Annotated in this window: 23 protein-coding genes and 1 pseudogene; 18 read left to right on the forward strand and 6 right to left on the reverse strand. The window is 74.3% G+C overall.

All coding sequences use genetic code 11. From position 1 onward, the window contains the following. Positions 1 to 20 precede the first annotated feature (20 nt). Positions 21 to 623: an RNA polymerase sigma factor gene (locus FE634_RS01035; protein WP_187366787.1), complete on the reverse strand. Its 603-nt coding sequence runs from the start codon at positions 621 to 623 to the stop codon at positions 21 to 23. 317 nt (positions 624 to 940) lie between these two features. On the opposite strand from FE634_RS01035, the gene FE634_RS21830 reads away from it, so the two are divergent. Further along, positions 941 to 1,654 (forward strand): hypothetical protein, encoded by a 714-nt coding sequence (locus tag FE634_RS21830; protein WP_396954649.1) that lies wholly within the window; start codon positions 941 to 943, stop codon positions 1,652 to 1,654. A gap of 54 nt (positions 1,655 to 1,708) precedes the next feature. Here FE634_RS21830 and FE634_RS01045 read toward each other — a convergent pair whose 3' ends face one another. After that, positions 1,709 to 2,152: an Hsp20/alpha crystallin family protein gene (locus FE634_RS01045; protein ID WP_170981486.1), complete on the reverse strand. Its 444-nt coding sequence runs from the start codon at positions 2,150 to 2,152 to the stop codon at positions 1,709 to 1,711. 134 nt (positions 2,153 to 2,286) lie between these two features. Here FE634_RS01045 and FE634_RS01050 point away from each other — a divergent pair, with 134 nt between their 5' ends. From FE634_RS01050 to FE634_RS01065, 4 genes are all read left to right on the forward strand, one after another. Then, a complete protein-coding gene (locus tag FE634_RS01050) occupies positions 2,287 to 2,589 on the forward strand; it encodes a MerR family transcriptional regulator (protein ID WP_262347530.1) in 303 nt (100 codons plus the stop codon). A gap of 93 nt (positions 2,590 to 2,682) precedes the next feature. Then, entirely contained in the window at positions 2,683 to 3,858 is a 1,176-nt protein-coding gene (locus tag FE634_RS01055) for a PucR family transcriptional regulator (protein ID WP_138874841.1), read from the forward strand. A gap of 115 nt (positions 3,859 to 3,973) precedes the next feature. Beyond that, on the forward strand, positions 3,974 to 4,981 hold the full coding sequence (locus FE634_RS01060) for a TerC family protein (protein ID WP_137292965.1): 1,008 nt from the start codon (positions 3,974 to 3,976) through the stop codon (positions 4,979 to 4,981). Between the two features lie 55 nt (positions 4,982 to 5,036). Then, positions 5,037 to 5,558 carry a hypothetical protein gene (locus FE634_RS01065; protein ID WP_137292964.1) on the forward strand — a complete coding sequence of 174 codons (522 nt, stop codon included), beginning with the start codon at positions 5,037 to 5,039 and terminating at the stop codon, positions 5,556 to 5,558. Between the two features lie 34 nt (positions 5,559 to 5,592). On the opposite strand, the gene FE634_RS21500 is transcribed toward FE634_RS01065, so the two are convergent. The 3 genes and pseudogenes from FE634_RS21500 to FE634_RS01075 all read right to left on the reverse strand — a co-directional run bounded on the left by FE634_RS21500 (position 5,593) and on the right by FE634_RS01075 (position 7,413). After that, the gene (locus FE634_RS21500) at positions 5,593 to 5,931 is read right to left on the reverse strand and encodes a Rossmann-fold NAD(P)-binding domain-containing protein (protein WP_262347686.1); all 339 of its coding nucleotides are present in this window, start codon (positions 5,929 to 5,931) and stop codon (positions 5,593 to 5,595) included. Between the two features lie 286 nt (positions 5,932 to 6,217). Continuing rightward, positions 6,218 to 6,433, reverse strand: a pseudogene (locus tag FE634_RS21505) (SDR family NAD(P)-dependent oxidoreductase); the annotation flags it as partial. A gap of 110 nt (positions 6,434 to 6,543) precedes the next feature. Then, entirely contained in the window at positions 6,544 to 7,413 is an 870-nt protein-coding gene (locus tag FE634_RS01075; protein WP_148240258.1) for a LysR family transcriptional regulator, read from the reverse strand. A 123-nt stretch (positions 7,414 to 7,536) separates the two neighbouring features. Here FE634_RS01075 and FE634_RS01080 point away from each other — a divergent pair, with 123 nt between their 5' ends. From FE634_RS01080 to FE634_RS01140, 13 genes are read left to right on the forward strand one after another with little or no spacing between them, the layout of a single operon-like run. Continuing rightward, positions 7,537 to 8,898: an NtaA/DmoA family FMN-dependent monooxygenase gene (locus tag FE634_RS01080; RefSeq protein WP_138874842.1), complete on the forward strand. Its 1,362-nt coding sequence runs from the start codon at positions 7,537 to 7,539 to the stop codon at positions 8,896 to 8,898. Positions 8,899 to 8,950: 52 nt separating this feature from the next. Then, complete coding sequence (locus tag FE634_RS01085) at positions 8,951 to 10,516, forward strand: ABC transporter substrate-binding protein (RefSeq protein WP_148240259.1); 1,566 nt, start codon at positions 8,951 to 8,953, stop codon at positions 10,514 to 10,516. Beyond that, complete coding sequence (locus tag FE634_RS01090; RefSeq protein ID WP_137292959.1) at positions 10,513 to 11,571, forward strand: ABC transporter permease; 1,059 nt, start codon at positions 10,513 to 10,515, stop codon at positions 11,569 to 11,571. Before FE634_RS01085 ends, FE634_RS01090 begins: the two co-directional genes overlap by 4 nt. Beyond that, the gene (locus FE634_RS01095; protein ID WP_148240260.1) at positions 11,568 to 12,464 is read left to right on the forward strand and encodes an ABC transporter permease; all 897 of its coding nucleotides are present in this window, start codon (positions 11,568 to 11,570) and stop codon (positions 12,462 to 12,464) included. The genes FE634_RS01090 and FE634_RS01095 overlap by 4 nt, the downstream gene beginning before the upstream one ends. Next, positions 12,457 to 13,494 carry an ABC transporter ATP-binding protein gene (locus FE634_RS01100; protein ID WP_138874843.1) on the forward strand — a complete coding sequence of 346 codons (1,038 nt, stop codon included), beginning with the start codon at positions 12,457 to 12,459 and terminating at the stop codon, positions 13,492 to 13,494. The genes FE634_RS01095 and FE634_RS01100 overlap by 8 nt, the downstream gene beginning before the upstream one ends. After that, positions 13,491 to 14,582: an oligopeptide/dipeptide ABC transporter ATP-binding protein gene (locus FE634_RS01105; RefSeq protein WP_138874844.1), complete on the forward strand. Its 1,092-nt coding sequence runs from the start codon at positions 13,491 to 13,493 to the stop codon at positions 14,580 to 14,582. The genes FE634_RS01100 and FE634_RS01105 overlap by 4 nt, the downstream gene beginning before the upstream one ends. After that, positions 14,582 to 15,709, forward strand: coding sequence for an LLM class flavin-dependent oxidoreductase (locus FE634_RS01110; protein ID WP_138874845.1), 1,128 nt, complete (start codon positions 14,582 to 14,584; stop codon positions 15,707 to 15,709). Before FE634_RS01105 ends, FE634_RS01110 begins: the two co-directional genes overlap by 1 nt. 28 nt (positions 15,710 to 15,737) lie before the next feature. Then, the gene (locus FE634_RS01115) at positions 15,738 to 16,919 is read left to right on the forward strand and encodes an LLM class flavin-dependent oxidoreductase (protein WP_138874846.1); all 1,182 of its coding nucleotides are present in this window, start codon (positions 15,738 to 15,740) and stop codon (positions 16,917 to 16,919) included. Beyond that, positions 16,909 to 18,090, forward strand: coding sequence for a CaiB/BaiF CoA transferase family protein (locus tag FE634_RS01120; RefSeq protein ID WP_137292953.1), 1,182 nt, complete (start codon positions 16,909 to 16,911; stop codon positions 18,088 to 18,090). The genes FE634_RS01115 and FE634_RS01120 overlap by 11 nt, the downstream gene beginning before the upstream one ends. After that, positions 18,087 to 18,707, forward strand: a complete 621-nt coding sequence (locus FE634_RS01125) for an enoyl-CoA hydratase/isomerase family protein (protein WP_170981485.1) — start codon at positions 18,087 to 18,089, stop codon at positions 18,705 to 18,707. Before FE634_RS01120 ends, FE634_RS01125 begins: the two co-directional genes overlap by 4 nt. Then, positions 18,704 to 19,309 carry a cysteine dioxygenase family protein gene (locus FE634_RS01130; protein ID WP_138874847.1) on the forward strand — a complete coding sequence of 202 codons (606 nt, stop codon included), beginning with the start codon at positions 18,704 to 18,706 and terminating at the stop codon, positions 19,307 to 19,309. Before FE634_RS01125 ends, FE634_RS01130 begins: the two co-directional genes overlap by 4 nt. Positions 19,310 to 19,345: 36 nt before the next feature. Next, positions 19,346 to 20,050: an alpha/beta hydrolase gene (locus FE634_RS20855; protein WP_187366789.1), complete on the forward strand. Its 705-nt coding sequence runs from the start codon at positions 19,346 to 19,348 to the stop codon at positions 20,048 to 20,050. Continuing rightward, positions 20,047 to 20,544 (forward strand): flavin reductase family protein, encoded by a 498-nt coding sequence (locus tag FE634_RS01140; protein ID WP_138874848.1) that lies wholly within the window; start codon positions 20,047 to 20,049, stop codon positions 20,542 to 20,544. Before FE634_RS20855 ends, FE634_RS01140 begins: the two co-directional genes overlap by 4 nt. A gap of 24 nt (positions 20,545 to 20,568) precedes the next feature. Here the strand turns inward: FE634_RS01140 and FE634_RS21760 are convergent, their stop codons facing one another. Next, a complete protein-coding gene (locus FE634_RS21760) occupies positions 20,569 to 21,414 on the reverse strand; it encodes a LysR family transcriptional regulator (protein WP_138874849.1) in 846 nt (281 codons plus the stop codon). Positions 21,415 to 21,471 lie beyond the last annotated feature (57 nt).

Here is a 21,471-nt window from a genome sequence, read left to right on the forward strand (position 1 = left end):
GCGGCGCCCCGCGTCGCGGGCTACGCCGTGCCCGTACGCGGTTGGCCGGCGGTGACCTCCGCGGGGAGCTCCCCCGGGGCGGCGGCCTGGCCGTCGACGACGCGGCGCAGTCGTCCGAGCGCACGGTGCCGCGCGACCCGCACGGCGGTCGGCTTCATGCCGAGGGCCCGCGCGGTCGCGGTGACGTCGAGACCGGCGACGTCGATGCACGCCACCACCTCCGCCTCGCGCGGGCTGAGGTGGCCGAGCAGGCGGGTGACCAGGTCGTGGTGCTCGACCTGCCGCGAGACGTCGTCGATCGCGGCGGAGACCTGCGCGTCGGGCTCGACCGGGTCGGTGCGCCGGCGCCGCGCCGTCCGGTGGCTGTTCGAGGCGTGGTTGCGGGCGATGGTGAACAGCCACCCGCCGAAGTCGTCGTCGGAGCCGTCGAACTCGTCCAGCTTGGTCGCGGCCGTCAGCCAGGCCTCGGCGACCACGTCCTCCGGCGAGGAGGCCCAGTCGGCGTGCGGGAGGGCCCGCACCAGCGAGACGATCCGGGCGGTGTGCATCACGTAGAGCCCGCGCCAGGACGCCTCGTCGCCGTCGCGGGCGCCCGAGACCAGTGCCTCAGACCGGTGTCTCACCGCACGTCGCTCCTGCCGCTGGTCACCTGACCGAGAGCGTGACGCGGGGCCCGACGTCATCAGCTCGGTCCCAGCGTAACGATGCGGGCGCGGTGTGACATGTTGTTGGCGTGGCCCGTTCTCGATCCCGCTCCGAGGTGGCGCGGCTCCTGCGCGCCGACCCGGCGCCGACGGCCCCCGACGAGGAGCTCGTCGCCAGGCTGGCCAGCCTGGCGGCCGCGTCGCCCTCGACGCACCCGCCGCGCTCGCGACGACGCGCGCGCTCCGCCGTCGCCGCCGTCGTCCTCGCCGGCGCCACGGTCACCGGCGGCCTCGGGGTGGCCTACGCCTCGGGCGCGATCTCCCCGCCCTGGCAGGCTCCGCCCGGTCCGGTCGACGACCCCGACCCGCCGTCCGGGGAGCCGAGCAGCGCGCCCAGCTCGACGGCGGACGCCGAGCCCGACGTCCAGCCCAGCCTGGAGCCGCCCTCGCGACCCGGGCCGGACGGGCCGTCGCTGCGCCCCGGTGGCGGCAGCCTCGACCCCGACGGGTCGGGGCCCCACGGCGACGGTCCCCCGCGGGGCGGGCCGGGCCCGGCCCAGCCCGACGACGGCGGTCCCGGTCAGGGGAATCCCGGTCAGGGCAGTCCCGGCCAGGGGAACCCGGGCAGTCCCGGGCCGGGGAACCCGGGCCAGGGGAACCCGGGCAACCCCGGGCCGGGGGATCCCGCGCCGGGAAATTCCGGGCCGGGTAGTCCCGGCCAAGGAAACCCCGGGCAGGGCAACCCGGGTCAGGGCAACCCCGGACAAGGAAACCCCGGGCAGGGCAACCCGGGTCAGGGCAACCCCGGACAAGGCGGCCCCGGCCGGGGCAATCCGGGTCAGGGGAATCCGGGTCAGGGGAATCCGGGTCAGGGCAATCCCGGCCAGGGCAATCCCGGCCAGGGCAATCCCGGCCAGGGCAACCCGGGTCAGGGCAACCCCGGTCAGGGCAACCCCGGCCAGGGCAACCCGGGTCAGGGCAACCCGGGCCACGGCAACCCGGGCGCCTGAGCGACAGCACGAGGGACCGGCCCCCGTGGACCGGTCCCGCGTGCTCTGGGCGGGTCAGGCCTCGATGGCCTCGCGGGTCGTGCTGCTCCCGACGGCGTCGCGGCCGCCGTCGACGGTGATCTTGCGCGGCTTGGCCCGCTCGGCCACCGGGACGACCAGGCGCAGGACGCCGGCGTCGTAGGACGCCTCGATCCGGTCGAGGTCGAGGTTGTCGCCCAGGACCAGCTGACGACTGAAGGCCCCGCGCGGTCGCTCGGCCGCGAGCGCCTCCCAGTCGCCGTTGCGGGCGACCCGCTCGGCGCGCACGGTGAGCACGTTGCGCTCGACGTCGAGGTCGATGGTCTCGGGCGAGACGCCGGGGAGGTCGAACTCGATGACGAACTGGTCGCCCTCGCGCCAGGCGTCCATCGGCATCACCACGGGTCGGCTGGTGGTGCCGAGCAGCTGCTGGGCGAGGCGGTCGAGGTCGCGGAACGGGTCGGTGGTGCGCAGCATCATGGTGTCCTCCTCGAGGTGGTCGTGGGTATCGGCTGGGTCCGATTACCTGTATCGTTGGATACATATTTGTTGTAGCCCACGGTGCACGGCTGACGCAAGTCGCGTGCCTGAGAAGTTCCTGAGAGGTGGCGGGCGTGGCTCGACGGGAGGCGGGGGTCTTCGCGATCTCGGTGGCGGCGCGGATGGCGTCGATGGAGATCCAGAACCTGCGCGTCTACGAGCGCCGCGGCCTGGTCCAGCCCGATCGCACGGCGGGCGGGACCCGCCTGTACAACCAGGACGACGTCGACCGGCTGATCCGGATCGGCGAGCTGCTGGCCGAGGGGCTGAACATCGCCGGCATCGCCCGCGTGCTCGCCCTCGAGCACCGGCTGGACCGGCTCCAGGCGGAGAACCGGCGGCTGCGCGCCCCGGGGTCGCCCGGTCGCGACGCCTGAGGCCGCCCGGCCCGGGAGGTCCGCGGGCCAGGCGTTCGGTGGGAGGATGGCCGTCGACGAACCGACTTCCGGTTCTCGGCAATCGGAGGACTCATGCTGCGACTCGACGAGGTCGCCGCGGCGGCGGCCGGCGACGCTGGTGGGATCGACCCCGGGCTGCTCGGTGACTTCCTGCCGATCGTCGTGGAGGCGGCCGCCTCGGGCCGTCGGCTGCGGCGCACGGAGCTGAGGGCCTGCGGGGAACACGGTGCGGCGGCCGCGCTGGTCGGGGTGCCACTGCGGGCGCTGGTCGACCTCTACCTCTCGGCGTGCTGGCGGCTGTGGGAGGAGCTCGACACCGGTCCGGACGCCGTGCGGGTGCGCGCCGCCGGGCTGGCCGTGCTCCGGGCCGCGGACGACGCGGTGGCCGCGCTGGCCGAGGGCTTCCAGCTGGCCCGCAACGACCTGTCGCGCCAGCAGGAGTCCACCCGCCGCGACGTCTTCGACCTCCTGCTGGCCGGGGGGCCGGCCGCGGTCGAGGCGACCGGCCGGGCCGCCGACCTCGGTCTCGACCTCACCAGCCCGCACGCGGTCCTGGTGGCCCGGCACGACCTGACCTTCGACCACCCCTCGCTCACCTCGGTCCCGCGCCGTCTCGAGGGCGCCGTGAGCGGTCGCCACGGTGACACCAGCCCGCTCGTGGCGACCAGGAACGGGCTCCTGGTCTGCATCTTCGCCGCGCCGGACCGGGCGAGCGTGACGCTGGTCGGGGAGCGGCTCGCCACGGTCGTCGCCGAGGCCACGTCGGCCGGTGGCGCCTCCGACCCCGGCGCGGGGCCCGGGCGGGCCTGGCAGGCCGCGATCGGGCGCACCCGGCCCGGTGCGGGCGCCGTCCGGGTGTCCTACGAGCAGGCCGGCAGCGCGCTCGACCTCGCCGAGCGGCTCGGCCTCGAGGACGCCGTGATCGACTCGGGCTCGCTGGTGGTCTACGAGGTGCTGCTGCGCGACCGCGCCGCGATCGACGAGCTGATCACCGCCGTCCTCGGGCCGCTGCACGACGTGCCGGGCAGCGCGGCGGCGATGGTGGAGACCCTCGAGGCCTACTTCGCCTGCGGCGGGGTCGCCACGGCCACCGCGACCCGGCTGCACCTCTCGGTCCGGGCCGTCACCTACCGGCTCCAGCGGATCGGCGACGTCCTCGGGCTGGACCCCACCGACCCGGCCCACCGCTTCACCCTGCACGCCGCGGTGCTGGGGGCCCGCCTGCTCGGCACGTTCGCGCCGAGGTGATCTTGCCGGGTGTCGGCAACTTCGGGGTCCTGAGTCGTCCGCCATCCAACCTCGTCCGCGGGCCCCGGGTCCAGGAGAATCGAGGGGTACCCAGACCACCTCGAAGGAGACCCTCGTGCACGACGTACCCGTCTGGCTGTGGGGCGTGTTCGCCGCCACCGTCGTCATCGCCCTGGCCATCGACCTGCTCGCCCACCGCGACGCCCACGTCATCGGCTTCAAGGAGGCCGCGCGCTGGAGCGTGGGCTGGGTCGGCCTCGCCGTGGTCTTCGGCATCGTCGTCTTCGTCGTCGTCGGCCGCGACGCCGGCGTCGAGTACACGACCGCCTGGTTGCTGGAGAAGAGTCTGTCGGTCGACAACCTCTTCGTCTTCGCCCTGATCTTCGGCTACTTCAAGGTGCCCCAGCAGTACCAGCACCGCGTGCTGTTCTACGGCGTCATCGGTGCCCTGGTGTTCCGCGGGATCTTCCTGGCCCTCGGCGTCGCCGTCGTCAGCAAGTTCACCGCGATCCTCTTCGTGTTCGCCGCGATCCTGCTCTACAGCGCCTACAAGCTGATCAAGGGCGACGACGACGACTACGACCCCAGCACCAGCCTGTCCCTGCGCCTGATGCGCAAGGTGGTGCCGATGACCGACGAGTACCACGGCACCAAGTTCTTCATCAAGGAGGCCGGCAAGCGCGTCGGCACCCCGATGCTCGCCGTCGTGGTCGCCATCGAGGCGGCCGACCTGCTCTTCGCCGTCGACAGCGTGCCCGCCGTCCTCGCGGTGAGCGACGACGCCTTCATCGTCTACACCTCCAACGCCTTCGCCATCCTCGGCCTGCGGGCGCTGTACTTCCTCCTGTCGGGCCTGCTCGACCGGTTCCACTACCTCGGCACCGGCCTGGCCCTCATCCTGGCCTTCATCGGCGTGAAGCTGATCCTCCAGGCCGCGCACAAGACCATCGACACCTCCATCCCGGAGATCCCGTCGCTGGTGAGCCTGGGCGTGATCGTCGTGGTCCTCGCCGGCTCGGTCGGGCTCAGCTTCCTCAGGCCCCGGGCTGCGGAGGACGCCGGGAAGACCGACGACGTGGCGGGCGACCAGGACGAGGACGACGTGCCGGTCGAGCCGCGCTGACCCGCACCGAACCGAACCGCCGGCGGCCCTTTGGTAATGGTGTAATCATGTAAGCATGACGACATCAGAGAGCACCACAGAGAAGGTCGCCGGCTGGTTCGAGGGCCGGCTGCCCGCCGACTGGCGGGCCACGCCGGCCGCCATCACCGTGGACCGCGAGGAGATCGTGGTCCTGCTGACCCAGCCGGACGTCGACCTGGTCGACGCGAGCGACGCCGCCCGGTCCGAGGCGCGCGTCGGACGGGCCCGGGCCTTCCGCGAGGAGACCCGGGCTCTTCGCATGGAGATCGCCCGCGAGGCCGAGCACCGCTTCGAGGCCAAGGTCTCGTGGGGCGTCGTGCTGGGTGAGCACCGCGAGCTCTGGACCCACGTGGCCGCGCCGGTGATGACCCGGCTGCGCCAACCCCAGCGCCAGGTGCTCGACACCCTCGTCGAGGCGGGCGTCGCGCGGTCGCGCTCCGACGCGCTCGCGTGGTGCGTCCGGCTGGTCGGCCAGCACGAGGAGGACTGGCTGGGCGAGCTGCGCGAGGCGATGACGAGCGTGTCCGACGTCCGGGCGAAGGGGCCGTCGGCCTAGGTGCGGCCCGTCCCGGCCGCCGCGGTCAGGCGCGTCAGGCGAGCCCGACCAGCGCAGCGGACCGCTCCCACAACCCGTCGATGACCGACTGGTCGCGAGCCTGCTTGTTCTCGCGGCCGTGCGGGTCGAACCGGCTGAAGTAGGCGCCGTCGAGCTGGGGGTCGGGACCGCGCTCGGCGAGCGCGACCAGCGGCGCCGCCCCGTCGGGGACGCTGATCGTCGCGAGTCGCCGGAGCGGGCTGCGGTAGACGAGTCCGACGAACCACGAGTCGCGGCCGAACGAGCTGCCCACGGGGCCGGGGTGGACGGCGACCGAGACGATGCCGTCGGCGGCCCAGCGCTGGGAGGCGCCGCGGGTGAAGAGGATGTTCATCAGCTTGCCGGTGCCGTAGGCCCGGAGCTCCGATGCCCGGCGACGTTCGTGATCGAGGTCGTCGAGGACGACCTTGCCGGCAAGGTTGCCGATGCTCGAGGTGTTGACGACGAGCGACGAGCCGGCGGCCGCCAGCCGTGGGTGGAGCAGGTGGGTGAGCAGGAACGGTGCCAGGTGGTTGACCTGGAAGTTGGGCTCGTGGCTCGTGGGTCCTCCGCGACGGGGCGAAGGTGCCGCCGGCGTTGTTCATCAGCACGTCGAGCCGCTCCACGCGCTCCCCGACCTGGGTGGCCAGGCGGCGGACGTCGTCGAGCCGCGAGAAGTCGGCGACCAGCGGCTCGGTACCGACGGCCTCGGCGACCGGGCGGAGCTTGTCGGCCGAGCGTCCGGTCACGTGCACCGTCGCGCCCCGGGCCGCCAGCACCCGGGCCGTCTCGGCGCCGATCCCGTCGCTCGCGCCGGTCACCAGGACCGTGCGGCCCGCCATCGTCTGGTCGCTCATGGCGTGAGCGTAGTGGCGTGCCCGCCGAGGTCCCGGTGCGCCGCGCAGCCCGCGCGCCGCCGCCGACACCTGACCGGCCTTGCCGTGCCGCAGCTGGCTCCGCCCCGTCGTCACCGGGCCAGGGCGAGCCTCGGGCCCGGCTGGGCCAGGACCGTCGTGACGGTGTCGACCGCCGCCCGGACGACGGCGTCGTCGAGGCCGTCGCGCGGGCAGACGTAGAGGCCCAGTGGGGCCGGGGACGGCAGGGAGTCGACGGCGACCAGCCCGGGCGGCGCTTCCTCCAGGGCCATCAGGGCCACGCCGAGCCCGGCCTCGGCGGCCGCCTGGACGCCGGCCAGCTGGGTGGCCTCGCTGCCGACGGTGGCGGCGATGCCGTGGTCGGCGAGGGTCTCGAGCGCCCGCTTGCGCAGCTCGCACGGGCCGTCGAAGGCGACGACCCGGACGGCGTCCGGGGCGGCCGGGCGTCGCCAGCCGGGAGCGGCGTACCAGGTCAGGTGGAGCTCGCCGACCAGGACGGCGCCGGGGTGGTCGCCGGCGTTGAGCAGCAGCGCGAGGTCGACCTGCCCGGACGCCAGGCCCTCGCGCAGGCGGGACCCGCGGTCGATGCGGTAGCGGAGCCCGGCGTCGGGGACGGCCTGCTCCAGCGCCGACGACAGGGTCGGCAGCAGCCGGGCGGCCGCGTGCTCGGTGGAGCCCACGGTGAGGTCGAGGCGGGTGCCGGTGACCTCGCGGAGGGCCTGGTCGTGCAGGGCGAGCAGCCGGCGGGCCGAGGCCAGCAGGCGCTCGCCGTCGCCGGTGAACCGCGAGCCCCGGCCGTGCCGCTCGACGAGCGGCCTCCCGGTGGCGGCCTCGAGCCGGCGCACGTGCTGGCTGACCCCGCCCTGGCTCAGGTGCAGGTGCTCGGCCGCGCGCTGGAAGCCGCCGCAGTCGGCGACCGCCACGAGGCTGCGGAGCGGTCCGATGTCCAGGGTGCGATCCATGTCGATCAGATTACTTCACAATTGATCATCCGAGGTGATGACTCGCATCACGAACTCGCGTTGGAGTGTTCCGTCTAAGACAACTAGATTGATAGAGAAATAGTTGATCGAGAGAGGAACCGGATGCCCGCGCCGAGGCAGATGCACCTGGGAGCCGTGCCCTACGGCACTGGTGGCCCGGGGAGTCACACGTTGTGGCTCGACCCCGAGATCCCGACCGACGCCAGCGTCAACGTCGAGTGGTTCGTCGAGATGGCCCAGCTCGCCGAGCGCGGCCGGTTCGACCTGCTCTTCGTGGTCGACAGCCAGTTCATCACCCCGTTCTCCCCGCCGCACTACCTCAACCGGCTCGAGCCGCTCACGCTGCTGAGCGCGCTCGCCATGCGCACCGAGCGGATCGGCCTGGTCGGCACCGCCACCACCAGCTTCAACAGCCCCTTCAACCTGGCGCGCCGCCTCGGCTCGCTCGACCTGATCAGCGGGGGCCGCGCGGGCTGGAACGTGGTCACCACCGGCGACGCCGGCACCGCCGGCAACTACGGTCTCGACGAGCACTTCGACTACGACACCCGCTACGGCCGCGCCCAGGAGTTCGTCGGGCTGGCCCGCGCCCTCTGGGACTCCTACGAGGACGACGCCTTCCCGCGCGACCGCTCGACCGGCCGGTTCCTCGACCCGGACAAGCAGCACGTGCTCGACCACGACGGCACCTACTTCAAGGTCCGGGGACCGCTCAACCTGGAGCGCTCGGCCCAGGGCCACCCGGTGATCTTCCAGGCCGGCGACTCCGACCAGGGCCGCGACCTCGGCGCCGGCGTGGGGGAGGGGATCTTCACCTTCGCCCCCGACATCCCCACCGGTCAGGCGTTCTACGACGACGTCAAGACCCGGGCCCGCGACCGGTTCGGCCGCAACCCGGACCACGTCGTGGTGATGCCCGGCATCAAGGTCGTGGTCGGCGACACCGACGAGGACGCCCGCGAGATCGAGGCGTCGAACAACGACCGCGACCACACCTTCGACGCCGCGCTGCGCGAGTTCGGGCGGCCGTTCGGCTGGCACGACTTCACCCAGTACGAGCTCGACGCGCCGTTCCCGGCCGAGACGCTCGTGCACGGCGAGCGCTCCTTCTTCACCCAGGCCAAGGCGGTCACCCAGCGCGCCCAGGACCACGGCTGGACGCTGCGCCAGGCCGTCGAGGCCACCCGCGGCTTCCGCAAGAGCGAGTTCGTCGGCTCGGCCGCCACGGTCGCCGACAAGCTCGTCGAGTGGTGGGAGGCCCGGGCCTGCGACGGCTTCAACATCGGGCTGGACCACCCGGCCAACTTCCGGCGGATCGTCGACGAGGTCGTTCCGCTGCTGCAGGAGCGCGGGGTCTTCCGCGCCGAGTACGACTCCACCCACCTGCGCGGGCACCTCGGGTTGCCCGTGCCCGTCAACCGCCACACCGCCGCCCGCGCGGCCGGCTCCCCGTCAGCCCGCTGACGCCGCCGGCCCACGGCCCCACCTCCTCCCGACGAAAGGCAGACGCCTCGCCATGACGCGCGCCCGCACCAACCCCGCTCGCCCCCAGCTGCCCAACCCGCGGCAGACCCGCCGCGGCTTCCTCGGTCTCGGCCTGGCCGCCGGCATCGTCCTCAGCCTGGAGGCCTGCGGCGGTGCCTCGACCGCCGACAGCGCCTCCGGCGGCAGCAAGACCATCAAGTGGGCCTGGCAGCTCCCCACCACCTGGGACCCGGTGACCTCCTCGGCCGGCTCCGACGTGCAGATGCTCGCACTGGCCTACGACCCGCTGACCGCCCTCGACGAGCAGGGCAACGCCGTCCCGTGGCTCGCCGAGTCCTGGGCCTACGACGAGGCCGGCACCAGCGTCACCTTCACCCTGCGGCCGGGCCTGACCTTCAGCGACGGCAAGCCGATCGACGCCGCGGCGGTGGCGGCGTCGATCGAGCGCGGCCGCACCCAGGACGGCTCGCTCATCGCCCCGCAGATGGCGACGATCAAGAAGGTCTCGGCCCCCGGCGACCTCGAGGTGCTCGTCGAGCTCTCCGAGGTCGACTACCAGTACCCCCTGCTGTTCGCGGGCAAGACCGGCATGGTCGTCAACCCCGCCGCCTTCGAGGCGGACGCCGCCGCCCTGGCCACCCAGCCGGCCGGCTCCGGACCCTTCACGGTCACCTCGTACGTGCAGAACGACCACGCGAGCATGAAGAAGAACCCGCGCTTCCACCTCGCCGACGAGATCAAGGTCGAGAACTTCGACCTCTACCCCCAGCAGGACCCCTCCACCGCGGTCGCGTCGGTGCGCTCGGGCCAGTTCAACATCGGGCGGCTCGGCGGCGCGCAGGTCCAGCAGGCCAAGGACGCCGGGCTCGACGTCCAGGTCATCGACACGATGTACGTCAGCGTCCTCGACGTCAACGTCTCCATGGCGCCGTTCGACGACCCCGCCGTGGTCGAGGCGATGAAGTACGGGATCGACCGCGAGAAGGTCAGGGAGGTCGCCTTCTTCGGCCTCGGCGACGTCAACTACCAGCCGTTCCCGCCGGGCTACGTCGGCTACAACGCCGAGCTCGACGACCTCTACGCCCACGACCCCGACAAGGCCCGCCAGCTGCTCGCCGACGCCGGCTACACCGCCCCGGTGAAGGGCACCTTCACCAGCAGCGGCCAGTCCGACCCGGCCGTCGAGCTCATCCAGGCCCAGCTCAAGGAGGTCGGGATCGAGCTCGAGATCGAGTCCATCCCGCCGACCCAGCACACCCAGCTGGTCTACCTCGAGCACTCCAGGGCGCTCACCTACGACGGGTTCGCCGGCCGCGAGTCGCCGGTCCAGGCCTTCCAGGTGCTCTTCGGCGCCGAGGGTCTGATGAACCCGGGCCGCACGACCAACCCCGAGCTCGAGGCGCAGCTGGAGAAAGTCAAGAAGACCCCCACGGACTCGCCCGAGTACCCCGCGCTCCTGCAGGAGGCGACCCGGATCGCGGTGACGTCGTTCCCCAACGTGTTCCTGCAGCTGATGCCGTCCGCGATCGCCCGCAAGGGCGTCTCGGAGCTGCCCGACCTGCCGAGCCTGCGCCGCTTCGAGGGCGTCAAGGCATGAGCCTCGCCGTCGCCCCCGAGGTGGAGGAGGAGGTCGCGGCGCCCCCGGGCGCCGTGCCGGATGCTGCCAGCCCCGCGCGCCGCCGGCGCGTGGTGCCGCTGCTCCGGTCGCTGGTCAGCACCCTCGTGATCACGGTGACCGTGCTGCTGCTGGCCTCGGTCATCACCTTCGCGCTCGGCGCGGTCAGCGACAGCAACCCCGCCGCCGCCGCGCTCGGCGAGACCGCGACGCAGGCCGACATCGACCGGCTCGACGCCGAGTTCGGCCTCGACCGGCCGCTCGTCGTGCAGTACCTGTCGTGGGTCGGGCACGCCGTCCAGGGCGATCTCGGCACGTCGTGGTTCACCACGATCCCGGTGACCGACAGCATCCGGCAGGCGCTGCCGGTCGACCTGTCGATCGCGGCGCTCGCACTGCTGCTCGCGATCCTCATCGGCGGCAGCGCCGGCATCGGCGCGGCGCTCAGCAACGGCGGTTTCCTCGACCGCGTCGTCACCCTGGTCTGCTCGGTGCTGGCCACGCTGCCGCCGTTCGTGATCGGCATGGCGCTGATCGTGGTGTTCTCGGTGAAGCTGCAGGTGCTGCCCTCCGGCGGCTACGTGCCCATCGAGCAGGACCCTCTCGAGTGGCTGCGGTTCGCGATCCTGCCGGCGCTGGCGCTCTCGCTCGACGTGGCCGCCTCGATCGCCCGGCAGCTGCGCACGTCGATGGTGGCCTCGCTCCGGGAGAACTACGCCGTCGGGGCGGAGATGCGCGGCTACGGCCGCTCCCGCGTCCTCTTTGGCCACGTGCTGCGCAACGCCGCCGGACCGACGCTCGCGGTCGTCGGCCTCGCCATCCCGCTGATCGTCGGCGGCGCGGTGATCACCGAGAAGCTCTTCGGCCTGCCCGGGGTGGCCCAGCTGGCGCTGCAGTCGGCCGAGCGCGGCGACGTGCCCGTCGTCCTCGGGACGCTGCTCACCACCGCGGTCGTCGTGGTCCTGGCCAGCCTGGTCGTCAACGTCCTGCAGACCGCGCTCAACCCGGTCGCCCGGCGCGAGGGGGCCCACCGATGACCACGCTCCGCAACCTCTGGGCCGTCCCGACCGCCCGGTTCGCCCTCGTCGTGCTCGCCGCCGTCGCGCTGCTCGCCGTCCTCGGTGAGGCCCTGGCCCCGCACGACCCGCTGAGGCAGTACACCGACCGGGTGCTCGAGGGCCCGAGCGCCGACCACCTCCTCGGCACCGACTACGTCGGCCGCGACGTCCTCAGCCGGCTGATGGCCGGGACCCGGCTGTCGGTGGTGGGGGCGGCCGAGGCGGTCCTCATCGGTGGCCTCCTCGGCATCCCCACCGGCCTGGCCTCCGCCTGGCTCGGGCCGCGGCTCGAGTGGCTGACCCTGCGGGTCAGCGACACCCTGGTGATCCTGCCGTTCACGGTCTTCGCCATCGCCGTGGCGGGCACCCTCGGCAACGGCCTGCAGCAGGCGATGTTCGCCATCGGCGTGCTGATCAGCCCGATCTTCTTCCGGGTCACCCGCGCCGTCGCGCTCGGCCTGCGCCGCCAGCAGTACGTCGAGGCCGCCGAGCTGATGGGCGCCTCGCAGTGGTGGACCCTGCGCACGCACATCTGGAGCAAGGTGCTCCCGAACGTCGCCGTCACCGCGGCCCAGGCCACCGGTGCCGCGCTGCTCGTCGTCGCCTCGCTGTCGTTCCTCGGCCTCGGCGTCTCGCCGCCGGCGCCGACCTGGGGCGGGATGCTCGCCTCCGACCTCGACTACCTCGCCCAGCAGCCGTGGGCCCCGGTCTACCCGGGCCTGCTGATGATGGCGACCGTCGGGTCCCTCAACCTGCTCGCCGACGCCGTCCGCGAGGCCACCGGCGACGCGCCGCGCCGCCGGCGCCGGCGCGGACCCGTCCGCACCGCCGCCACGCCCGCGCCCGCCCGGAAGGAGAACGCCGATGCCTGAGTCCCCACCGGTCCTCGAGGTCAGCGACCTCCAGGTCTCCGTCGGCGACCACCTGGTCGCCGTCCACGACGTGTCCTTCGCGATCGGCCGCGGCGAGTCCGTCGGCCTGGTCGGGGAGTCCGGGAGCGGCAAGACGCTCACCTGCCGTGCCGTGCTCGGCCTGCTGCCGGCCACCGGCGAGGTCGACCACGGCCGGATCGTGCTCGGCGGTGGCGGCGAGGGCGGCGACGACGTCGTCGAGCTCACCGGCGCCTCGCGCGCCACCTGGAACCAGGTCCGCGGCACCCGCCTGGGCGCGGTGTTCCAGGACTCCGCGTCCTACCTGAACCCCTCGCTCACCGTCGGTCACCAGCTCGCCGAGCAGCTGCGCGTCAAGGGCGGGCTCGGCAGGGCCCGGGCCCGTGCCCGCGCCGTCGAGCTGTTCGACGAGGTCGGGCTGCACGACCCGGCGTCGGTCTTCCACCAGTACCCGCACCAGCTCTCCGGCGGGATGCAGCAGCGGGTGCTCATCGCGATCGCGATCTCCTGCGAGCCCGAGCTGCTCATCGCCGACGAGGCCACCACCGCGCTCGACGTCGTCATCCAGGCCGAGATCCTGGCACTGCTGCGTCGCCTGCGCGAGACCCACGGGCTGTCGCTGCTGCTGGTCACCCACGACCTCGCCGTCGTGGCCGAGACCTGCCAGCGCATCCTGGTGATGTACGGCGGCCAGGTGGTCGAGAGCGGCACCACCGAGGAGGTGCTCGCCCGGCCGAAGCACCCCTACACGCAGGCGCTCATGGGCGTCGCGACGATCGGCACCTGGGAGCGCCGAGCGCTCGAGGTCATCCCCGGGCAGCCGCCCGCGGCCGGCGAGGTGATGCCCGGCTGCCGGTTCGCGCCGCGCTGCCGCTGGGTGACCGAGGCGTGCGTGTCCGGTCCGGTCCCGCTCGCCGACCTGGGGGAGGGCCGCGCCGCCCGCTGCGTCCGCGTCGACGACGTCCTCGACGGCCCCGCCACCGAGACCGTCCTGGAAGGAGCCGCACCATGACCACCACGCAGGAACGAGCCGTCGCCCTCGAGGAGGGCCGGGCCACCGTCGCCCCGCTGCTCGAGGTCAGTGGCCTGTCGGTCTCCTACGCCCCGCCCCGCAAGGGCGTCGGCCTGGGCACCGGCGCCGCCCTGACCGAGGCGAGCCTCCAGGTGCGCCCCGGCGAGATCGTCGGCATCGTCGGCGAGACCGGGTCGGGCAAGACCACCCTGGCCCGCGCCACCGTGGGCCTGGTCCGACCGGCCGCCGGCCGCATCGAGTTCGCCGGCCAGGACATGGGGTCGCTGCGGGGCCGCGCGCTGCGCGACTTCCGACGCTCCGGCCAGGTGCAGCTGGTCTTCCAGGACCCGCTGCGCTCCCTCGACCCCGACCTGACCGTCGCCGAGCTGGTCCGCGAGCCGCTCGACGTCGCCGGCACCCTGCCCCGCACGGGGCCCGGTGGGCGGCAGGAGCGCGTCGCGGAGTCGCTCCGGCTCGTCGGCCTCGACCCCGAGACGATGCTCGGACGCCGTCCGCGCGAGCTCTCCGGCGGGCAGCGGCAGCGGATCTCGCTGGCCCGCGCCATCTCGACCCGGCCGAAGCTGCTCTTCTGCGACGAGCCGGTCTCCGCGCTCGACGTGTCGAACCGCAACCTGGTGCTCAGCCTGCTCGACCGGCTCCGGAACGAGCTCGGGCTCGCGGTCGTGATCATCGCCCACGACCTCAGCTCGCTGGCCGGCATCGCCGACCGGGTCGCGGTGTTCTACCGCAGCCGGGTCGTCGAGCAGGGGCCGATCCAGGCCGTGCTCGAGCGGCCGGCCCACCCCTACACCGGCCTGCTCACCGCGTCGGCGCCCAGCGTCACGCAGGTCGACCGGCTCCGCCCCGACCAGCTGCGACCCGAGCCGGGCGCGCGGGAGTGGCCGGCGCACGGCGTCTGCGTGTTCGCCGCCCGGTGCCGCTTCGCCCACGACGCGTGCGTCGAGCAGCCGGCACCGCTCCGGCTCGCCGGCGACCGCGAGGCCGCCTGCCACGTGGCCGGCGCCTGGCGGGCCCAGCTGGGCACGCAGGTGGGCACCGACGACCGCCCCCACACCGAGGAGTCCTGATGGCCATCGAGTTCATCGGCATCACCGCCACCCAGGAGACCAGCAGCAGCGTCGCCGAGCAGAACCGCGTCGACGGCATCTCCGCCCAGACCGAGTCCGGCGTCCCCGTCGGGCCGACCGTCAACCCGGCCTACGCCGCCCGGCTGGCCCGGGCCCACGAGACGGCCGGTTTCGACCGGGTGCTGGTCGCCCACTCCTCCGCGACGCCCGACGGGTTCCTGGTGGCCTCGCACGTGCTGCAGTCGACCACCCGGCTGGGCGTGCTCCTGGCCCACCGGCCCGGCTTCCTCGCGCCGACCCTGACCGCCCGCGCCTACGCGACGCTCGATGCCTACTTCCCGGGCCGGGTGGCGATGCACGTCATCACCGGCGGAGACGACGTCGACCAGGCGCGCGACGGCGACTTCTCCGACAAGGTGACCCGCTACCGCCGCACCGACGACTTCCTGACCGTGCTCCGGCGCGAGTGGGAGTCCGAGGAGCCCTTCGACCACGACGGCGAGTTCTACCGGGTCGAGGGTGCCTGGTCGGCCGTGCGCCCCGCCCCCGGTGCCGTCCCGGTCTACTTCGGCGGGGCGTCCGACGACGCCATCCGCGTCGGCGGCAAGCACGCCGACGCCTACGCGTTCTGGGGCGAGCCGCTCGACGGCATCCGCGAGCGGATCGCCCAGGTGCGGTCCGCGGCGGCGCCGTACGGCCGGGACCCGCGCTTCAGCGTGAGCCTGCGCCCGATCGTCGCCGACACCGAGGCCGCGGCGTGGGCCCGCGCCGAGGCGATCCTCGCCGCCACCCAGGAGCGCTGGGGCACCACGCGGCGCACCTTCGGCCTCGATGGCCGGAACGCGGTCGGCTCCCAGCGCCTGCTCGACGCCGCCGACAGGGGCGACGTCCACGACAAGCGCCTGTGGACCGCGCTGGCCAAGGTCACCGGTGCCACCGGCAGCTCCACCGCCCTCGTCGGGACCCACGAGCAGGTCGCCGACGCGCTGCTCGACTACGTCGACCTCGGCGTCACCACCCTGCTCATCCGCGGCTTCGAGCCGCTCGACGACGCGGCGTCCTACGCCGGCGTCATCGACCTGGTGCGCGCCGGCGCCGCCGACCGTGCGCCCGCGCTCGCCGGCTGACCACCCTCGACCCGAGAGAAGACCCACCATGACGCCCACCCCCAGCACCCCCAGCACCCCCGGCGCCCCGGGCGCCGCCGGCCCCGCCCGGTACGACGACGTCGAGCTGCTCGGCATGATCGGGACCTCGGACGCCTCCGAGATCCGCCCGGCCAGCGGCCCGGCGGTCGACCCCGACCACACCGCGCGGTTCGCCCAGGCCCACGAGGAGGGCGGCTTCGACCGCGTCCTCATCGGCTACGGCTCGGGGTGGGCGGAGACCAACCAGGTCGCCGCCTTCGCCGCCTCCCGCACCGAGCGGCTCGGGATGCTCGTCGCGCACCGCCCGGGCGTGGTCCACCCGACCCTGGCGTCGCGGACCTTCAGCACCCTCGACCACTTCAGCAAGGGCCGCGTCGCGCTCAACATCGTGACCGGCGGCAACGACACCGAGCAGCGCCGCGAGGGCGACTACCTTCCGCACGACGAGCGCTACGCCCGCACCGACGAGTACCTCCAGGTGCTGCGCGAGTCGTGGGACACCACGGGACCGCGCGACTTCGACGGCAGCTACTACCGCTTCGAGGGCTTCGCCCCGCAGGTGCACCCCTACGAGGGCCGCCACCTCGAGCTGTTCTTCGGCGGCAGCTCGGCGGCGGCGTACCCGGTCGGTGCGAGGCACGCCGACACCTACATGCTCTGGGGCGAGCCGCTCGCGGAGACCGCCGAGCAGATCGCGACCGTCGAGCAGCGCAGCCGCGAGATCGGGCGCACCACCCGCCCGCGGATCTCGGTGTCGTTCCGCCCGATCCTGGGGGCCACCGACGAGCTCGCGTGGGAGCGCGCCCACGGCATCCTCGACACCATCAACGGCGCCGTCGGCGCGCAGTTCAAGGAGAAGGTGCACCGCCTGCACCCCCAGGACCGGGGCCCGCAGAACGCCGGGTCGCAGCGGCTGCTGTCGGTGGCCGAGAAGGGCGAGCTGCACGACCGCTGCCTGTGGACGCCGACCGCCAGCGCCGTCGGCGGCGGCGGCAACTCCACCGCGCTGGTCGGCTCGCCCGAGACGGTCGCGGCCGCCATCCTCGACTACGTCGAGATCGGCGTGAACGCGGTGCTCATCCGCGGCTACGACCCGCTCCAGGACGCCATCGACTACGGCCGCGACCTGCTGCCGCTGGTCCGCCAGGAGCTGGCCCACCGCGCCGCCGGGACCGCCCGTGCCTCCTGAGTCCCCGGCCGCCACGGCGGCGCGCCCGCTGAGCGGCGTCCGGGTCGTCGAGCTCGCCCACGTGGCGGCCGGCCCGTTCGCCGGGATGCTGCTGGCCGACCTCGGCGCCGACGTCGTCAAGGTCGAGCCGCCGACCGGTGACCAGATGCGGGCGTGGCCCCCGTTCGCCCGCGACGGCGCGGGCGCCTGCTTCAGCCACAACTTCGCCTCGGTCAACCGCAACAAGCGCAGCGTCGTCGCCGACCTCAAGGACCCCGCCCAGCTCGCCTCCGTGCGGGAGCTGGTGGCCAGCGCCGACGTGGTCGTGGAGAACTACCGCCCGGGCGTGCTCGACCGGCTCGGCCTCGGCTACGACGAGGTGTCGGCCGGTCACCGCGGCCTCGTCTACGCCTCGATCTCCGGTTACGGCCTGACCAGCCCCTACGTCAACGACGGCGCCTACGACGTCGTGGTGCAGGGGATGGCCGGGCTGATGAGCGTCACCGGCGAGCCCGACGGCGGCCCGGTGAAGTCCGGGGTGCCGGTCGGCGACTTCACCGCCGGGCTGTACGCCGCCTACACGATCGCCGCGGTGCTGCCGCAGGTCCGCCACAGCGGCACCTCGGTGCGCCTCGACGTGCCGATGCTCGACTGCCTCATTGGGGTCTCGGCCCTGCAGACCAGCGAGTACTGGGGCTCCGGTCGCGAGCCGGCCCGGCTCGGGACGGCGCACCCGCGCAACGCGCCGTACCAGGGCTTCGCGGCCGCCGACGGCGACCTGACGATCGCGGCCGGCAACGACCGGCTCTGGGCCGCCGTGGCCGACGTGGTCGGCCTGCCGCACCTCGTCGAGGACCCGCGCTTCCTCACCCAGGCCGACCGCGTCGCGCACCAGGGCGAGCTCGCGGCCCTGCTGGGCGAGCAGCTCGCGACCGAGAAGCGCGACCACTGGCTGAGCGAGCTGCGCCGGCGCGGCGTCCCGTGCGGGCCGGTCAACACCTTCGGCGAGGTGCTCGCCGACCCGCACGTCGAGGCGACCGGCCTGGTCGCCCGGCTCGAGGTCCCGGTGGCCGGCGAGGTGCCGACGGTGGTCTACCCCGTCCGGATCTCCGGCCAGGACGCGCGGCTGGACCGCGGCGCGCCCGCGCTCGGCGGCAACCCCGAGGTCCACGCCGAGTGGGTGGCGTCGTGACGGCCGTGCTGCGGGTGACCCGCGGGGACGTCTGGACGGTCGTCCTCGACCGGCCCGGGCGCGCCAACGCCCTCTCGGCCGAGCTGGTCGAGGCGCTGCACACGACGCTCGACGAGGCCGAGCGGGCAGCACCGCAGGCCCTGGTGCTGCGCGGCAACGCCCGGCACTTCGCGGCCGGCTTCGACCTCGGCGGGCTCGAGCACGAGACCGACGCGACGCTGGCCCTGCGGTTCCTCCGCGTCGGCGTCCTGCTCGAGCGGCTGCTCGCGGCGCCCTACGTCACGGTGGCGGTCGCCGACGGCGCCGCCGTCGGGGCCGGCGCCGACCTGGTGCTCGCCTGCGACCACCGCCTCGTCGCCCCCGAGGTCACCCTCCGCTTCCCCGGCTCGGCGTTCGGGGTCGCCCTCGGCACCGTGCGCCGCGCCGAGCTGGGCGCCGTCCCGGCCACCGGCGTGCCCGCCGACCTCGCCGACGCGCTGCGGACGCCGTTCTCGCCGCGGCCCTCGCACGACTCCGACGCCGAGCTCGCCGCGCTGGCCCGCTCCGTGTCGGTCCCCGGCCTGCGCGACCGCATCGCCGCCCACGCCGCCCGCACCCTCCCGAAGGAGCACGCATGACCCAGCAGATCCAGCAGCCGCCGGCCCAGGAGCCGGTCGTGCCCGTCACCAGCGACGTCCCCGCCGTGGCCGCGCTCGCCCGCGCGGTCGAGGAACTCATCGCCCAGGGCCTCGACGAGCAGGCGCTCACCGCCGCCGTCCGCGCCGAGCTCGAGGCGGCGCTCGCCGCCGGGTTCGAGCTGCCGGCCGAGCAGGTGCGCCCCGACCCCGAGCGCTACGTGATGTACCCGCTGCACGTCGCCGCCGACGGCGGCTTCTCGATCGCCAGCGCCGTCTGGGACGTCGGCCAGGGCACGCCCGTGCACGGCCACGAGACCTGGGGCGTGGTCGGGATCTACTCCGGCGTCGAGGTCGAGACCCGCTTCGAGAAGCCGGCGCGTCCCGGGGTCCCGCTGGTGCTGGAGGGCACCGACGAGTGGGGTGCCGGCCAGGTGACCGTCTGCTGCACCACCGACGACGACGTCCACCAGGTGCGGTGCGGCGGCGACCAGCCGGTCGTCGGCATCCACGTCTACGGCGCCGACATCGGCACCCTCCCGCGCCGCAGCTACGACCCCGCGACCGGCGGCGTGCACTGGTTCACGTCCCGCTGGGCCGGCTGACCTCCCCGAACCCACCGATCCACAGGAGACCCGAACATGACCGTCACCACCTGGGACGAGCCCGCCGGCGCCACCCCCCGCGGCACCCTGATCGTGCTGCCCGGCCGCGGCGAGACCGCGGCGTCCTACCAGCGCCTCGGCAAGCGGCTCGCCGCGGACGCCTACCGGGTGCGCCTGGTGCCCGTCGACCTCGACGACCTCACCGCCGCCCGCGAGCAGGTCGAGAAGCTGCTCGCCGACGAGTCGCTGCCGGCGCCGAAGGTGCTCGTCGGCGCCGACAGCGGCGCCACCCTGGCCGCGACCCTCGTGAGCGAGGTCGACGCCGACGCCGCCGTGATCGCCGGGCTCGCGCTGCCCGGGGCGACCGGCGACACCGGGGCCACCTGGGACGACGAGCTCGACGCCCGGTCCGCGTGTCCGGTGCACCGCTCCGTGATCGAGGGCGACGCCGGCTTCGAGCGCGCCGCGCTCGCCCGCCCGCTGCCGTGGTCGGACCTGGAGCTGACCGCGCCCGCCAAGCCGGTCCTGGTGGTCCACGGCGCGGCGGACGCCGTCAGCCCGGCCGACGCCGCCGTCGCGCCCTACGCCGGGGCGCCGACGGCTCGGACCTGGCTGGTGCAGGGCGGGCGGCACGACGTCCTCAACGACGTCTCGCACCGCTCGGTGGCCGCCACGATCGTGCTCTTCCTCGAGTCCCTCAAGCTCGGACCCGACCTGCCGCCGGTGCTGGTGCCGGCATGAGCGTGCTCACCACCAACCAGGACCTCGACCCGCGCCGGCTGCGCGACGCCTTCGGCACCTTCCCGAGCGGCGTGGTCGCCATCGCGGCCGAGGTCGACGGCCGCCCGGTCGGGCTGGCCGCGAGCTCGTTCGCCTCGGTCAGCCTCGACCCGCCCCTGGTCTCGGTCAACCTGGCCAACACCTCCAGGACCTGGCCCGACCTGCGGCGCTCCTCGCACCTCGGCGTCACCGTGCTCGCCGGCCACCACGAGGACGTCTGCCGGGCGCTGGCCGGTCCCGTGGAGCGCCGCTTCGACGACCTCTCCTACACCACCAGCCCGCTCGGTGCGGTCACCCTCGACGACGGCCTGGCCAGCTTCGACTGCACGATCCACCAGGAGGTCGAGGCCGGCGACCACGTGCTCGTGCTGCTGCGGCTGCACGCCGTCCACCAGGCCGAGGGGGTCGGCCGTCCGCTGGTCTTCCACCGCAGCGCGTTCGGCACGCTGGCCTGACGGCGACCCCGCGAGCGCGGCTCGTCAGAGGCGGGCCGCGGTGCGCACCAGGCCGGCCACCCCGGCCGACGTGCTGTGCGAGGGCCAGGCGATCACGGTCGTCACGCGGGGCGCGTCGGAGAGCGGCACGACGGCCAGCCCGTCGCGCAGGTCGGCCCGCACCGCCTCGGGCAGCACGACCGCCGCGCGGCCGAGCCGCACCAGCTGCAGGACCTGGGTGAGGTCGCGCAGCTCGGGGCCGGGCCCGTCGGGGTAGCTGCCGTCGAGGTGCGGCCAGCGCGGCAGCGGCAGGTCGGGGATCGAGGCCGCCTCGGCCACCGTCATCGACGTCCGGGCGCTCGCCGGGTGGCCGCTGGGCAGGATCAGCAGCTGGTCCTCGACGAGGAGCTCGTCGGCGTCGAAGCCGCTCGTGTCGTCGAAGGGCCGGTGCAGGATCGCGACGTCGGCGCGTCCGTCGCGCAGCATCGGCGCCTGGTGCCCGGGCGGGCTGAGCACGACCTCGACGTCGACCGCGTCGGGCTCGGCGGCGTAGGCGTCGAGCAGCTTGGCCATCAGCTCCTCCGAGGCCCCCGCCTTGGCGGTGAGCACCACCGAGGCCCGACCCCCGGCCGCCGCCGCGCGCCGGGTGCGCCGCTCGGCGGCCTCGACCGCGGCGAGCGCGGCCCGGCCCTCGTGCAGGAGGGTCTCGCCGGCGCTGGTGAGGGTCACGCCCCGCGGCGTCCGCACGAACAGCGCGGTCCCGAGGCGCCGTTCGAGCTGGCCGATCGCGCGCGACAGCGGCGGCTGCGCCATCCCGAGCCGCTGGGCCGCCCGACCCACGTGCGCCTCCTCGGCGACGGCGACGAAGTAGCGCAGCTCGCGGGTCTCCACGTCGTCCAGGCTACGCCGCTCACCTGGCCTCATACCGCTGCGGTATCGGCACCGACC

Source organism: Nocardioides sp. S-1144, assembly GCF_005954645.2.
Taxonomy (GTDB): Bacteria; Actinomycetota; Actinomycetes; order Propionibacteriales; family Nocardioidaceae; genus Nocardioides; species Nocardioides dongxiaopingii.

Excerpts from the sequence above, each read along its gene's own strand:
- FE634_RS01045 (WP_170981486.1), bottom strand. The coding sequence starts at position 2,152 with ATGATGCTGCGCACCACCGACCCGTTCCGCGACCTCGACCGCCTCGCC.
- FE634_RS01055 (WP_138874841.1), top strand. The coding sequence starts at position 2,683 with ATGCTGCGACTCGACGAGGTCGCCGCGGCGGCGGCCGGCGACGCTGGT.
- FE634_RS01065 (WP_137292964.1), top strand. The coding sequence starts at position 5,037 with ATGACGACATCAGAGAGCACCACAGAGAAGGTCGCCGGCTGGTTCGAG.
- FE634_RS21500 (WP_262347686.1), bottom strand. The coding sequence starts at position 5,931 with ATGAACATCCTCTTCACCCGCGGCGCCTCCCAGCGCTGGGCCGCCGAC.
- FE634_RS01075 (WP_148240258.1), bottom strand. The coding sequence starts at position 7,413 with ATGGATCGCACCCTGGACATCGGACCGCTCCGCAGCCTCGTGGCGGTC.
- FE634_RS01080 (WP_138874842.1), top strand. The coding sequence starts at position 7,537 with ATGCCCGCGCCGAGGCAGATGCACCTGGGAGCCGTGCCCTACGGCACT.
- FE634_RS01085 (WP_148240259.1), top strand. The coding sequence starts at position 8,951 with ATGACGCGCGCCCGCACCAACCCCGCTCGCCCCCAGCTGCCCAACCCG.
- FE634_RS01090 (WP_137292959.1), top strand. The coding sequence starts at position 10,513 with ATGAGCCTCGCCGTCGCCCCCGAGGTGGAGGAGGAGGTCGCGGCGCCC.
- FE634_RS01095 (WP_148240260.1), top strand. The coding sequence starts at position 11,568 with ATGACCACGCTCCGCAACCTCTGGGCCGTCCCGACCGCCCGGTTCGCC.
- FE634_RS01100 (WP_138874843.1), top strand. The coding sequence starts at position 12,457 with ATGCCTGAGTCCCCACCGGTCCTCGAGGTCAGCGACCTCCAGGTCTCC.
- FE634_RS01105 (WP_138874844.1), top strand. The coding sequence starts at position 13,491 with ATGACCACCACGCAGGAACGAGCCGTCGCCCTCGAGGAGGGCCGGGCC.
- FE634_RS01110 (WP_138874845.1), top strand. The coding sequence starts at position 14,582 with ATGGCCATCGAGTTCATCGGCATCACCGCCACCCAGGAGACCAGCAGC.
- FE634_RS01115 (WP_138874846.1), top strand. The coding sequence starts at position 15,738 with ATGACGCCCACCCCCAGCACCCCCAGCACCCCCGGCGCCCCGGGCGCC.
- FE634_RS01130 (WP_138874847.1), top strand. The coding sequence starts at position 18,704 with ATGACCCAGCAGATCCAGCAGCCGCCGGCCCAGGAGCCGGTCGTGCCC.
- FE634_RS20855 (WP_187366789.1), top strand. The coding sequence starts at position 19,346 with ATGACCGTCACCACCTGGGACGAGCCCGCCGGCGCCACCCCCCGCGGC.
- FE634_RS01140 (WP_138874848.1), top strand. The coding sequence starts at position 20,047 with ATGAGCGTGCTCACCACCAACCAGGACCTCGACCCGCGCCGGCTGCGC.